10 protein-coding genes are annotated in these 13,716 nt (G+C 70.4%); 6 read left to right on the top strand and 4 right to left on the bottom strand.

Going from position 1 to position 13,716, the window contains the following annotated elements; translation table 11 throughout:
* Positions 1-113 precede the first annotated feature (113 nt).
* Positions 114-686, top strand: a complete 573-nt coding sequence (locus tag ABD340_RS04990; protein WP_344587258.1) for a hypothetical protein — start codon at positions 114-116, stop codon at positions 684-686.
* Positions 687-827: 141 nt separating this feature from the next.
* Here ABD340_RS04990 and ABD340_RS04985 read toward each other — a convergent pair whose 3' ends face one another.
* On the bottom strand, positions 828-4,109 hold the full coding sequence (locus ABD340_RS04985; RefSeq protein ID WP_344587257.1) for a hypothetical protein: 3,282 nt from the start codon (positions 4,107-4,109) through the stop codon (positions 828-830).
* On the opposite strand from ABD340_RS04985, the gene ABD340_RS04980 reads away from it, so the two are divergent.
* Together ABD340_RS04980 and ABD340_RS04975 are read left to right on the top strand one after the other, a co-directional pair.
* Positions 4,108-4,284, top strand: coding sequence for a hypothetical protein (locus ABD340_RS04980; protein WP_344587256.1), 177 nt, complete (start codon positions 4,108-4,110; stop codon positions 4,282-4,284). The two genes, ABD340_RS04985 and ABD340_RS04980, sit on opposite strands and share 2 nt — an antisense overlap.
* 9 nt (positions 4,285-4,293) lie before the next feature.
* Positions 4,294-4,704: a hypothetical protein gene (locus ABD340_RS04975; protein WP_344587255.1), complete on the top strand. Its 411-nt coding sequence runs from the start codon at positions 4,294-4,296 to the stop codon at positions 4,702-4,704.
* Between the two features lie 136 nt (positions 4,705-4,840).
* Here the strand turns inward: ABD340_RS04975 and ABD340_RS04970 are convergent, their stop codons facing one another.
* Entirely contained in the window at positions 4,841-7,366 is a 2,526-nt protein-coding gene (locus ABD340_RS04970) for an ATP-binding protein (protein WP_344587254.1), read from the bottom strand.
* Positions 7,367-7,522: 156 nt separating this feature from the next.
* Between ABD340_RS04970 and ABD340_RS04965 the strand changes: the two genes are divergently transcribed.
* Both ABD340_RS04965 and ABD340_RS04960 read left to right on the top strand, forming a co-directional pair.
* Positions 7,523-9,079 carry an AAA family ATPase gene (locus ABD340_RS04965; protein WP_344587253.1) on the top strand — a complete coding sequence of 519 codons (1,557 nt, stop codon included), beginning with the start codon at positions 7,523-7,525 and terminating at the stop codon, positions 9,077-9,079.
* Positions 9,080-9,133: 54 nt separating this feature from the next.
* Positions 9,134-10,639: a hypothetical protein gene (locus tag ABD340_RS04960; protein ID WP_344587252.1), complete on the top strand. Its 1,506-nt coding sequence runs from the start codon at positions 9,134-9,136 to the stop codon at positions 10,637-10,639.
* A 63-nt stretch (positions 10,640-10,702) separates the two neighbouring features.
* On the opposite strand, the gene ABD340_RS04955 is transcribed toward ABD340_RS04960, so the two are convergent.
* Positions 10,703-11,203 carry a hypothetical protein gene (locus ABD340_RS04955; RefSeq protein WP_344587251.1) on the bottom strand — a complete coding sequence of 167 codons (501 nt, stop codon included), beginning with the start codon at positions 11,201-11,203 and terminating at the stop codon, positions 10,703-10,705.
* 12 nt (positions 11,204-11,215) lie between these two features.
* Positions 11,216-12,223: a hypothetical protein gene (locus tag ABD340_RS04950; RefSeq protein ID WP_344587250.1), complete on the bottom strand. Its 1,008-nt coding sequence runs from the start codon at positions 12,221-12,223 to the stop codon at positions 11,216-11,218.
* A gap of 220 nt (positions 12,224-12,443) precedes the next feature.
* Here ABD340_RS04950 and ABD340_RS04945 point away from each other — a divergent pair, with 220 nt between their 5' ends.
* The gene (locus tag ABD340_RS04945) at positions 12,444-13,619 is read left to right on the top strand and encodes a hypothetical protein (protein WP_344587249.1); all 1,176 of its coding nucleotides are present in this window, start codon (positions 12,444-12,446) and stop codon (positions 13,617-13,619) included.
* Positions 13,620-13,716 lie beyond the last annotated feature (97 nt).

The following is a 13,716-nucleotide window of genomic DNA, read 5'->3' as shown; positions in this document are numbered from 1 at the left end:
AATAAGCACACACAAACAGGGCCGAACCCGGCTCCGTAGACGTCTCATGAGGCGCAACGGGAAGCCGGGCTCAACTACCGGTTCCTCGCGCCTCCATACGGAAGGAAGCAACCGTGAACAAGCGCGAGATGCCGGCCAACCGGCGGCGAATCCTGCCCATCCTCGGTCTCGCCCTGGTGGGACTGGTCGTGGCCGTGGTCGCGGCCCTGCTCACCGGAGCCCTGACGGGCGGTCAGGACGACTCAACGGAACGTACTCCCGTGGAGAACCAGACCATCGGGAAGTACACCTTCGCCATCCTGCCCCAGGATCCGGACAATGAGGAGCACTTCCTGGTGAGTCTCACCGTCCGCTCCCCGGGGACGATCAAGGGCGAGTACACCCGGGTCACCTTCAACAACGAATCCGGGACGCCCGGCGAAAAGCCCCGCCAAATGCGCGAGCAGCCGAAGGAGTTCACGGGCACGGTCGCCGACAATCGGTTCAAGTTCGACGACTTCCTCCTGGACGAGCGTCCCGTCACCGGCACCCTCACCGGAGGCGGTCCCGTTCTGGACGACACCTCCGGCTCCGAGTCGAAGGGGTGGAAGGTCGGTTCCGCGACCGACTTCGAGAAGGCGGTCGATCGGTACGCCGACACCCACCGGCTCAAGGCCTGCCCCGCGGACCCGGACATCGTCTGCTGAGCAGAACGGGCGTCACGGCGACGCCCGTCCACAACAACCGGCCTCCGCCCCGCACCGGGGTGGAGGCCGGTTCCGTGTCCGGATCAGCGGGTCCGGCTCACCTGATTCCGCGCGGTACCTGAGGCCGCTTCGAGACAGGTCCTAGTTCCTGCTGGCCTCACGCTCGCGCGACCTCCTCAATTCTTTGCCCATGTCGAGCGGGCGGCTCGCGGTCATCCGGGGGTCGACCTGGGTCATCCGCCGGCTCTCCTGGAGGGACCGCTGCATGTCCTCCAACCTGTCGACCACGTCCTGGTTGTCCCGCTCCTCGCTGGCGACCCGCTGCCTGAACGTGTCCCTGAACTCGTCGAGGGCGTCGATGAGGGCATCGGTGTCGCCCGTGGTGTACGGCGTCCGCGTGATGGAGCCGGCCAGCCTTTCGACCGTCTCGTGCCAGTCCTGCTGCGCCTGCTGCGTCTGCCTAGAGATCTGCTCGGCGGCCCGCTGCAGCCCGTCGGCGTCCACGACGGTGTTCGGATCGGCCAGCTGCACCCGCAGTTCGCAGACGCCGCGCGCCGACGCGGACGCGTCGACCGCGTCGCGCAGTTGCGCGCTCAGCTGGTCGATGTTCGCGGCGACCTGCTGCTGCAGACCGGTCAGCCGTTCGAACTCCGCCGGGAAGTCGCCGGCGAACCCCGCGGCGTTCGCACTGTGCAGACTTTGCGTCTCCGCGACGACGCTGAGCATTCTGGTGAGATCCTGCTCGAGCCGGCGTTGGACCTCTCCGGTCGTCGTGGAACTGCCGTCGGGCATCTCCACCGGGTTCATCCGGATGTCACCGATCTCCCGCTGCGCGAAGTCCCCCACGGTGCGCACCGCCTGCACGTCGCGGTGCCGGCGGATATCGGCGCTCGGCAGGTCGATCTCGGCCCATTCCTCCCGGGCCGCCCGCACCGCGACGTCCTCTGATCGGCGGGCGGTGATCTTGATGCTGGAGATCTCCTCGTCGTAGCCCCCGCTGATGACGGCCGCCACCTGCTCCCGCACCTCGGGACGGCTCGTGTCGATGCCATGGGCGGCCAGCACGCTGAGGTACTCGCCATTGTCGTTGACGTAGCCGCGCTCCCTCGCCTGCGCGGCGAGCCGGGCGATGTACTGGTCGTCGTTCTCCGGGGCACCGTCGACCATCTGGCGCTTCAGGGTGTACGGGTCGAAGAAGTTGTACGGGTTCTTCTCGAAATCCTCGACGCTCATTCCTTCCGGGAACACCACCCGTCCGGTCTGCCGGTCGAATTCCGGTGGAACGGGGATGGCCAGGCCATGGTTGCCGATCATGATCTGGTCGGCCTTCAGCCCCATCTTGCTCGCCATTTCGGCGCGCGCCCGCTCCTTCTCTTCGTCGTTGACGAATCCGTTGAAGTACGGGTTGATCCCGTTCTCGTGCCCTTCGCCCCATTGCCGGGCTCGCAGCATGTTCAGCCCGTCCAGAGTGTGCTCCTTGATCAGCCTCTCACGTTCCTCGTCATCACTGACCCGGATGATGTTGCGATGCCAGTCATCGGCCTGTCGCTGGCCCGCCCGCCAGCTCTTGGCCGACGGCATCCCCGCCGCCGAATCCCGTGGCAGGCCCGCCGCCACGCCCGCCGCCCTGCCCTCCGCCGTGAGGCCCTCGCCGGATCCGTTGAGCTGGCCGTTGAGCCACTGGCTCGCGGCCTTGCCGCCGCGCGCGCCCGTGAAGGCCATCAGCGGCAGTGTCGCCAGCACGGCGGGCGGCGCCAGCATCGTCAGCCCGGCCATGCCCGCGGTCAGCCCGGTGTACGCCAAAGCGCGCTGTTCGGGCGACCCCGACGCGGCCTTGTGCTGCAGGGCCATGACACCCCGGTGCACGCCCCTGCGGCCGGCGTCGTACTTGTCCTGCGCCCAGTCGGTGAGCGGCCGGGCGGCCCGCCTCGCTCCTCGTCCCGTGGCTCTGGCCAGCCCCCTCGTCGCGTTGTTGACGAGCAGACGCCGTTGCAGCGACCTCTCGTCCAGGGCGCCCAGCCGCATCCTGCCCATCCCGAGCCGACCGAGTCGGTCGGACATGAACCGGCCCGAGTTGCGCGACAGCCTCCGGTCGCCGCTGCTCCTCAGCACCGCGGCGGTCGCGAAACCCACCGCCCCGGTCGTGGTGGAGACGTCCCCGATGCCGAGGATCCTGCTGATCCTCCGGAACAGGTACAGCGCCACCAGCGGAGCCGAACCCTGCGCGACCTGCTCGAAGAAGTTCGGAGTGGTCGAGCCGATGGTCGCGTGGATGGCCTGATACGTGGTGTCGGTGAACATCGTCAGGAATGTCAGGCCCATGGTGAAGATGAAGTCACCGGCCGCCGCGGCACCGGTGAGTCTGAGCAGCCTCTTCCCTTGCTGCAAGCCCATGCCCAGCAAAAGCATTGTGAACGGCAGAATCATCACAAGCCCGGCCAGCCCGACACCGGAGACCGTCATGCCGATCGCCATCGGACCGAGGACGAACAGGAAGACGAAGGCGATGATCAACGACATCAGGCCCTGTGTGAGCCGGTCGACCTGATTGGCGCCCAGCCAGGCGCTGACGAAATCCCAGCTGAAACGGCAGGCTTCTTCGGAGGTGTAGCAGCCGCCCAGTTTATCGTTGAGCTCGTCACCGCCATTGAAATAGAAGGTGTCGATCGCGCCGTTCAGAAGCAGCACATTCCAGATGTTGCCGGTATCGCCCGTGCTATCGCTGCTGTAGAGGGCCCCGCATGCATCTGCTTTGTCGTCCACCCCCTTGGCCTTGTCCCACTGCTTGGTCGTGTGTTCGCTTCCGAGCCCGTTGTCGTCCCCCTTGCAGGCACCCCAGGCGACCATGATGACCTGCTCGTTCCCGGGAGGGTCGAGGAAGTACCCGCGCGCCATGTCGGTCGTGGTGGTGCCTATGGCGTTTCCGGTCGACAGGTCGTAGGCCGCCAGCTTCTTCGCCGTGGTCACTTCGGAGCCGGCTTCGAGCGCACGGCAGGACGCGTGGGCCGGCGAGGGATACTGCGGTGTACCCTCGCCGAACTGCGCGGTCTGCCAGGAACGGATGAGCGAGAGTTCCCAGATCTTGCTCACCTGCACCATCGCCTGGCTGCCTGTTTTCCCCAGCGAGGTGCCCTCGTTATCTGACATGTACCGCTCGTAAAGCGCCGAGTCGAGAGCCGCGCAGGTGACTTTCCCCCCGCCGTTCTCCGGATCGTTGTCATAGAACACGGGGTTCGTTTCCGTGTTGTTGTTGAACCTTCCGATCCGCTGCAGGCTCAACAGCGATTCCGACGCGGTGCCGAACCAGCCCTGCACCGTCGCGGCCATCCACGGCGCCGTGTACGCCGCCGTCGGGTCGTTCTGGTGCCGGTCGGCCTGGTCGCCCATGAAGAAGACCACGCCCGTCGCCATCAGGAACCCCATGATCATGCGCACCGCGGACGCGGCCCCGCGCCGCTGGTTCCCGTTCCACCGCTTCCACGCCGCCATCAGGACGAACAGCCATGCGGGGATCAGGAACCAGGACGCGTACAGGGAGAAGGTCCGCACGACGGAGTTGATCGGATCGGCCGCCCGGCAGATCATGTCGAACGAGTAGCCGAACCCCATGAGGGTGCCGATGATCCGCCAGGCCAGCGCCGCCGCCATGAACATCAAGCTGGCGATCATCGAGATGAACAGCCGGGTCTTGATGATCCAGGAGTTGTCCACGGTGTGCAGGCTGAGGGAGGTCCACCGGTTCAGCGGCAGGAAGTCGCGCTTCTCGTTGTACTCGGCGCAGCCGCTCTTCTTGACCTCGTACTCTTCCCAGTCGCCGCCGGCCGAGCCGCCGTCGGGCGGGGGCGGGGCAGCGAGCACCCGGCCCCCCGCGCCCGTGGCGGCCGGGGAGCCCGTGACCGCCGAACCCGGAGCCGTCGTCCCCGCCGCCGTCGTCTCGGATCCGGATCGGGAGAACTGCCCGGAGAGCACGGCCACCCCGCAGAAGGCCGTCAGCGCGAGCGCCCACACCAGCAGCTGAAGCCCGCGCCGTGGTCTCGGCGAATCCGGTTTCGAGGGCCGCGGTCCCGAGGGCCGTGGACGGGTGGAACCGGCCCCCGCACGTGTGCGCCGCCGCGCGGCGCCCGGCGGCGGGGCCGGACGCCGCTTCGCCCGCTTCAATCGACGAGCCATGAATCGGTTCCCTCCTGGTCCGAGGCCGCGGCGATCACCGCCGCGTCGTGCTCGGTCCGTTCGGCCCGTTCCCGGGCCAGCCGCCGCTCCTCTCGCTGCCGGCGGTCCTCGGGGTTCGTGCTGTAGGCCGCGGCGGCGTCGGGCGGCGTGGGCCCCAGCACGACCTGTGCGTGCCGGCCGGCCAGATCACGGAAGATGCCGCGCGCCCAGCGGGCCGGCTTGTCGCCCTCCGGCGGCAGCGGGCCGAAATCGCGGATCTCGGCCAGCCGCTGGGGGGTCGGCGCCAGGCCGCACAGCTTCAGCGCCGTCTCCGCCTCCCTGGCCTCGTTCAGCTTGAGCACCAGCACCCGGCTGAGGTACGACTCCAGGTCCTTGGTCACCACGTCCGCGATCCGCTGGGTGAGGAACACCGGCAGGATGTTCAGCGACCGGCCCTCCCGGGAGATTCGCTGCAACGAGGCCAGGCCCTCGGCCTGCGACAGGAAGGTCCACGCCTCGTCCACGATCAGCACACCGGACCGGTTGGCGATGAGGATCTCCAGGGACGCCCGGATGACCAGGCGGACGGCCGCCAGCGCGATCCGTTCCGAGGCCGAGTACTCGCTCGGGGTCTTGCCCTCGGGCAGCCCCAGGTCGCGGTCGAAGTCGACCAGCGTCAGCCGCTGCTCGACGTCGAGGCGGGGCAGCGGCTTGAGCGCGATGCCGAGGGAGAACATGCTGGATGCCTCCATCTGCTGCTCGATCAGGCCGCGCAACCGCTCCGCCTCGTCACCGGGGACGTACTGCAGGGCCTCCCATACGCAGCGCGCGCCGTTGAGGGCGCCGCGTTTCAGCCCGGAGCCGAGGGCCAGCCGCTCCGGCAGCGTCAGGCCGTCCCGGAGGTCGTCCAGCGCGGACAGGATGTGCACGTTGGCGATCTCCGCCGCGATGGCCGGCGGCGCGTACCGGAACGGGTCGAAGGCGCCCGGGGACTCCTCCAGCGCCGACATGGACACCCGCCCGCTGGACACTCCCATGTTCCCGGCGTAGTCCACCATCCCGTACAGCGAGTCACCGCCCTTGGGGTTGACGAAGATCACCGGCAGGTCGTTGAGGGCGGACTGGACGGCGACGGACTGGGCGAAGAACGTCTTTCCGCTACCGGGATCGCCGAAGATTCCGAAGACCGGCGGCAGGTTCTTGAGCGGGGCGCCGAGCGGATCGACGAAGAACGGGGTGCCGTCGGGGTCGATGAGCCCGCCGAAGACCCCGCCGTCGTCGCCCAGATGGGAGAAGGACTGCAGTCCGGCGTGCGAGACCATCGGCACGTTCACGTCCTGCAGGAACGGGTTGACCCGCACCGAGGAGCACGGCAAGGTCTCCTCCAGCGCCTGGATCTGCCGGTGCTCCAGGGGCTTCATCTGGATGCCGTAGGTCTGGGAGAGGAATTCCAGGTAGGTCTCGGTGGCGTCGGTGATCTCGCGCGCCATGACGAAGCTGCAGTTGGCCAGCATGGGCTGCTTGGAGCCCGCCAGGTAGTCCTCGACCTCCTTGGCCTGCTGGTAGGTCTCCGACAGCTCCACCTTCTCCAGGTCCTGGGTCTTGCGCTCCTCCTCCATGTTCGACATGATCCGCCGCTGCGCGCGGCGGGCCCGCGCCCGCGTCAGGTTCGGCGGTTCCAGCTCGGCGCGGATCGAGACGACGTGCGGGGCGTCGCCGGGGTGGCTGATCGCCTCCAGCGCCCACTGGGCGTACGGGGATGGCATGATCGGCTGCTCGAAGCGCATGACGGCGGACATCTCCAGCTCGCCGACGCCGCTCACGGCCAGCCGGGTGGGCAGCTCCTCGATCACCGCGTCCGGTCCGCGCCCGAGGTTGTACCAGGACTCCAGCTGGTCCAGCTCCTGGCGGGTCGGCAGCTGCGCGTCGCTGCGCTCGAAGAGCGGCGTGACGGTCTCGATGTCCCGCTGGTAGGGAGCCAGGTCCGGAAGGTCCTCGGTGACGGACTCCTTGACCAGGTCGGTCAGGGACTTGAAGAACGACAGGCTGTCGGGGCGCCGGCCGGCCTTCGTCGCCTGGTCCCGCAGCGACGACCGCAGTTGCACGCCGACGAACAGCACCCGCTTGGGCGCCAGGAACCCGAAGGCGCCCGCCTGGTAGGCGCGCAGGGCCTCGGTGTTCTCGCGCGGCGGCGTGACGAGGTCGTCCCAGGAGATCGAGATCAGGTGGATACGCCGGTTGTTGGACAGGGTCGCCAGGCCGCCGATGGGCTGGCGCGACGTCCCGCCCAGGTCGCCCAGAAGCCGCGCGAGCGGCGCGGCCAGCGACAACTGCTGCTCGGGGTCCTCCCACTTCATCGGCGACAGCCGTACGGTGCGGTACATCCACACCTCGCCGTTGTAGCCGACGTAGACGCCGTCGGCGGTCCGCCATGCGTACGGAGTCGTCCACATGGTGGCGGTGTCGGCCTCGGAACGACCTGCGCGGCTGGTCCCGGTGAGCCGCTCGAAGGTGGCTCTCAGGTTGACCATGCGTGGCATCTCCCAGGTTGTGAGAACTTTCCCCAGGGACAGTCCGGCATACATCGCTGGCGGCAGCCGCAGTTGTCCGCACAGTCGGACTTGAAGACTCCGGCCACCGTCCGGCGGCGGCCGATCGACAACCAGAGCCTGAGGAAAGAAACTGTGATGGCAACTGCGCCAAACCTCGTCGTGGCGGGGGACCCGGGCGTCGCACGGAAGTTGCGGGAGTCGGGCCGGTTCCCCGTGGTGTTCGACGCCGCCTCCGCCACGGAGCTTCGCGACCTGTCCAAGAGCGGACAGGTCAGTCCCCCCGCCGCGTTCATGTTCGCCCCCGGGTTCGTCGAGGACCTCCCGGGTGCCGGGGTGCCTTTCCTGGCCAACGGTCTGGCCGGGAGCGGGTTCACCGTGCTGGTGCACGCCTTTTTCTCCGAGCGCGGTGACGTCTTCGACCCGAAGGTACGGGTCACCGCTGCACAGCTGCGGCTGTCGGAACTGCTGGCGACATTGGGCGCCTCCGAATCGGCCCCAGAGCCCGGGCCGCAGTCCCAGGCGGCCCCAGAGCCGCACCCCGACCCGGGGCCGCAAGGGCCCACGCCGTGGTCCCAGATGGCGCCATGGCCCCAGCGCGAACGAGGACACCAGGCCCCGCCAGGGCCCCCGCAGGGGACGAGCCTTCGGGACGCTCCACAACCCCGGCCCGCGCCAGGGCCGCAGGCACCGAACCCCGCACCGAACCCCGCACCGAACCCCGCACCGGCATCCGGGCCGAGCGCGCCGACGCCATCCCCTTCCCGGGCCTCCTCGAACGGATGGCCGGGTCCCCAGCCGGCACCCGCCGCCCCGTCGGCCGCGGCGGCGGCCCCCGCGGCCCGTCGCGGCCGCGTCATCGCCGTCACGTCGGCGAAGGGCGGGGTGGGCAAGACCACCACGAGCGTGAGCCTGGCGGTCCACGCGGCCAGGCACCTTCGGACGGTCGGCCGGTCCGGGACGGTGGCGCTCGTGGACACCAACTTCCAGCAGGCCGACGTCGCCCGCTACCTGAATCTGGAGTCCCCCACGATCCTGGACCTGGTCCGGGACGGCGGATCGCTCTCGTCGCAGACGGTGCGCAACCATCTCGCGCATATCGCCGAGATCGACCTGTACGCGCTGCTCGGGCCGCCGGACGCCGTCCACGCCGACCCCGCCTTGATCAACTCTGGGCTGTACGGGCGGATCCTGCCGGTACTGCGGAGGGCCTTCGACTACGTGTTCATCGACACGCCGGTCGCCGAGCTCTACCACACCACGTTCACCGACCTGATCCTGCCCGAGGCCGACGCGATCCTGGTCCCCGTCGAACCGAACCGGGTGACGCTGGAGGCCGCCCGTTCCTGGCTGCGGGCGATCACCCTGCCGCAGCACTCCCGGGGCGGCGGCGTGGACCCGGAGAAGCTGTCGCTGATCCTCAACCGGGCCCGCGCCGACGTGGACTGCGGCCCGGAGGACGTCCTGGACCTGATGCCCGGGTGGCGGTTCGTCGGGGTGATCCCGGACGACCGGGCACGGATGCAGGCGGTGAACAACCGCCGGCTGGGCGACCTGCACGCCGACTCGGATCTGGAGGCGACCTTCCGCGACATCCTGCGGATCGTCACCGCGGACGCGGTGTTCGACGCGGCCGCGCCATCCGCGAACGGCAGCCAGAGCCGGTGGCGGCGGCTGCTCCTGGGGTCCTCGTGACGGACGCCCCGGGACCGGAACCCTCATCAATCCCGACGGAAGGAAACGAACAGCATGGCGCCACATCAGGCCCCCGCCGAGGGGATGGATTTCTGGTCGGCCCTCGGTATCACCCCTGAAGGCGGGGACCGGCCGGAGGCGGGGGCCTCGCAGGACACGTCCACGCCCCCGGAACCCGAGCCGGAGGGCGAGCAGCAGGAGACGGGGAACGACTGGTTCTCGATGTTCTCGGCCTCGGACTCGGACTCGGCCGACGAGGACGACACGGCCGAAGCCGACGAGCAAGAGGCGCCCCCGCAGGCGTGGCCGGAAACACCGGCCTTTCCGCAGCCGCAGGCCCCGGCCTCGCGGAAGCCGCCCGCGCAGACCGCGGTCCCGCAGACGCCCCCCTCGCAGGCGCCGGCCAAGCAAACGAAAAACTGGTTCTCGATGTTCTCGGGCTCGGACTCGGCCGACGAGAACGGCACGGCCGAACCCAGCGGGCAACAGGCAGCCCAGGCAGCCCCGGCACAGCCTCCAGTTCAGGTCGCGGGCCCACAGGAGCCGCCCGCGCAGACTCCGGCCCCGCAACCGGCGGCCACACCGACACCGCCTCCGCAGACGGCGGCTCCGCAGACGGCGGGCATACAGACGCCGGCCCCGCTAACGCCGCCCATGCAGACGGCGGTCCCGCAGGCGTCGCCTACACAGGCACCGCCCGCGCAGACGCCGCCCGCGCAGACGCCGGTCCCGCAAACGGCGGCCCCACAGGCGGCTGCTCAGGCTCCGGATTCGGCCGGGCCGCGGACGCAGGTCTCGGCGGATCCGGCATGGCTCGCCGCGGAACAGATCGCCAACTCGCTCCGGCCGCAGATGTCCAAGCTCTGGATGGAACTGCTCAGCCGCTACACCGACGGGGACCAGGTGATGACCGGCCGGGTCTACGACGTGCTCAGCGGCTCCCACCTGCTGGGTGAGCTGTGGCGCGACGAGCGCGTCGACGAAGTGCACATCCAGGGCACCGAGGTGACCGTCTGCGGGACGAACGGGGTGTACCAGGTCCCGGGATTCCCCAGCCTCGCCGCGGCCCAGCGCGCCATCGCGACGATCAAGGCGTCGCGGGAGAAGACGGGCGCCGTCATCTCACGGGTCGGCGCCTCGGTGGTGGTGAGCCGCCGGCGCGGCACGGGCCTGGACGCGACCGCGCTGGTCACCGGCGGGATCGCCACCGAGGAGCAACTCGCGCAGATCAAGCAGGCCCTGGAAGGCATGCAGGCGGTGACCGTGACGGGCCCGGCGGCGCGGATCGTCGTGCGCGCGCTCGCCGCGCTCATCCCGGTCGGCAGCAGGGTCTTCCTGGCGGCCTACGCGACGCTGCCCGCGGGGTGCATCGCCGCCGCGCACCCGATGGAGGCCGACTACGTGATCGGCGTCCGCCCGGGAGCGGTGGCCGAGCGGATGGCGGCGGCGGGCCAGGTGGGCGCACTCATCGCCAATCCGGAGACGGCGGTCCCGACGGCGCTGCGTTTCGCCGTCTCCGGGCAGTCCGCGGCCCTCGGCAAGCTCACCCCGCTGACCTGAGCGCCGGGCGCCGACAGTGCGGCCCCGTTCGCCGTTCGTTCCGGCGACCGGGGCCGGCCCGTTTCAGCTCGTGCCCGCGGCGTCCGGCTCGCACACCTTCAGCACCCGGGCGCGCCCCGCCGCCTCGACCAGGGGCTCGATGAGGCTGGTCAGGGGCGTCCGCCGCGCGGAGCCGGGCGCCTCGGCCAGGTCGGTGACCGGCCGCACGCCGCCCGTCCCGCGCAGTTCGAACCCGCGGTCGCGATGCGCCCAGAGCACGCCCAGCGGCGTGTCCAGCACCGCCACCGGCTGCTCGCCGGGGGCGACGGCGATGTCCCCTAACACCCAGCCGGTGCGCCGGGCGGCGTCCGCGAAGGCGATGATCTGGTCCAGGTCGCGCCGCAGCCGCTGCACGTCGGCGCCGTCGAACGAGACCGGCGGGCGGCCCAGCGCGACGGCGCCGCAGCAGCCCAGCCGGCCGGCGATCTCGGCCACCCGTTCCAGCACGCTGCGATGGACCAGGCCCGTGTCATCCCCGTCCACGGTCAGCAGCACCATGTTCCTGCCCCCCGGCAATCGCGCCATCCGATCCCCTGTTCAGCCACGGTGCAGGTCCACCACGCGATCGGAGTCCAGGATGAAGCTCGCGGCCTCGTCCGGGGTCACGCCCAGCACGTCGACGGCCAGCCGGAGCGGACCGACCTTCTCGGCGTCGCAGCGGTGGCACCTGGCCCGATTATCGCGGTACGTCCGCACGGACGGATTCTCGTCACCGTTGCTGTGACCGCGCGGGCGCGGGCAGTGCCACATCCCCTCCTCGCCGGCGGTGGAGCCGAGCCGCCGCAGCACGGCCTCGACGTCCACCGTGTTGGCCTCGGCGATCCGGGTGTTGTGCGGCGAGACGGGGACCGGTGGCACGATCTCGGCGCCCCTGCGCGCGATGCGCAGCGCCCGCCGGAAGCGCACCGCCTCCTGGCGCAGCTTTTCCAGGTCGATCCCCTGGTCCGGAGCGTTCTTGACGAGCGGGACGGGCTCGGTCCCCGTGGACAGGAACGGGAACCGGTCGTCGGCCCGCCGCCGCAGCGCCGCGACGAGCAGGAACATCGCGAGCGCGTCCCTGGCCGAGTCCGGCGGGACCATGCGCAGCCGCGCCGCGTACCGGATCACCGTTGCGGCCTCCGGGGTGACCAGCTCCTGCCCGCCGGAGCCGAGGTGCACGGTGGGGATCCCGTCCGCCTCAGGTCCGCCGACCTGGGCCCATGTGAGGAACTCGGGCGGCAGGCCGGCGTCGGGGAAGGCCGCGCCGTCGCGGTCCAGCCGGGAGAACTCCAGGACGGCGCCGTCGGCGTAGGCGTCGACGCGGCGCCCCGCGAATCCGCACAGCGCCGCGTACGCCACCAGGCCGCCGGGTCCGTCCGGCGCGAGGAAGATCGCCCGGGAGCGGAAGTCGGCCGCGGTCAGCCCGCTGGCCCGCAGGCCGCCGATGGTCGAGGAGATCACGTCATCGCCCTCGGCCGGCACCAGCATGACCGTCTTGACTCCCGCGGGCGCCGGCGGCGAGCCGTTGGTACGGATGGCGAGCAGGTAATCGGTCAGCTTGTGCATCGGTCTCCTTTGTGTCGTGCCGCGCTCTTGTCAAGCATGACTGTCCTAGTTAGAGGGTGACCCGCATGTGTTCGTCTTGTGGTTGCCAATCCGGTCCGGCCCGAAACGGTACGGACGTGAGGCAGCACCGGCCTGGGGCGACCGGTGCCACGCCTGGCCGCTCCAGGGCCGGGCGACGATATGACCGTCCGGCCGCGGCCGGACGTAGGAGAGGTGCACCGTGACTACCACCACGCAGGTCAAGGAACGGGTAAAGGAAGAGTTCTACATCCGGCGGGCGTTCGACGACGGCACCCCGGTGTTCGTGGACGCGACCAGGTACGTCAGGCAGGGCACCCCCTACCCGCTCAGTGCCAAGAAGGCGCTGAAGGCCACGTGCGCCGTGTGGACGGACAACGAGGTGGTCGCGTTCAGCCTGCGGCACTACACCGCCAAGCAGGCCGAGCGGGAGGTCGAACACGTCGAGTCCAGTATCGGCACCAGCACGGTCAACAGCCGGAACGTGCTGCGGCCGCGGATGCCCCGCAAGACCCTGCACGACCTCAACGAGACCGCGCGCACGTTGTCGGCCGTCATCGGCGACGACGTGATCGTCGAAATGGACGGCGAGCTGTACGTCCTGGCGCTGACCCGCGCGACGGGCATGAACGAGCTGAAACTGGTCGGCAGGCTGGCCGAGGGCGAGGGCGAGGGCGGATACGTCCGGTCCGAGGTCGGCGATGCCGACGGCGAGTTCGAGCTGCCGATCCAGGGTCTCCGGTTGCGCGTCTTCCTGCGTTCCCCGGTCCGGGAGCGCGTCATCGCCTACGCGTTCGGCGGCTACCTCACCCGCAAGCCCGGCGAGACGGAGACGGTGACCCGGGCGACCGCTCTCACCCTGCACAGCCTCCTCGGCCTGGCGACGTTCCGGATGCTGTCCGGGCTCGACGGCATCGAGGTCCCGGCCCGGTCGGGCGGCACCGCGATCCGGCGGCGCAAGGAGGCCGGTCGCATCGCCTTCACCGTTCCGGTGCTGCTGTTCACCGACGACGGGACCCCGGCGGCCCGCGGCCACGTCGGCGGAGAGGTCGACCTCGACCAGCTGGATCCGGTGACCGGCGGGCTGCGGGTGTACCTGGACGAGGGCGACCGGCTGGAGTGGAACCCGGCGGTGGCCGACGTGGTGCGGTACTCGACCTACGAGCGGGTGCTCACCGAGACCCTCGCAGGGGTGATCGGATCGTCCCTCGGCGCCGACGCCGTCCGTGACATCGCCTACGACATCGCGCTGGGCGACCTCGGGCAGGCCGCCGTCGCCAGCCTGCGCGACGCCACCGCCAACCTCCCGGGCCTCGCCGCCACGCCCGCCGAGGCCGAGGTACGACCGCTGCAGCAGGCGCCCCAGCCCGCGGTCTGAGCGCGGCGGCACGGCACCGGCCGCCGCGCCGGGGCCGGCCAGGCGGTGATCTTCGAGCCGCCCTCGCGGCCTGCGAGGGCGGCTCGAAAGAACACCG

Origin of the sequence: Actinomadura vinacea, assembly GCF_039532545.1 — a bacterium.
Classification (GTDB): domain Bacteria; phylum Actinomycetota; class Actinomycetes; order Streptosporangiales; family Streptosporangiaceae; genus Spirillospora; species Spirillospora vinacea.
Note: the sequence above shows the minus strand (reverse complement) of the source record. Positions and strands in the feature narration are given on the sequence as shown.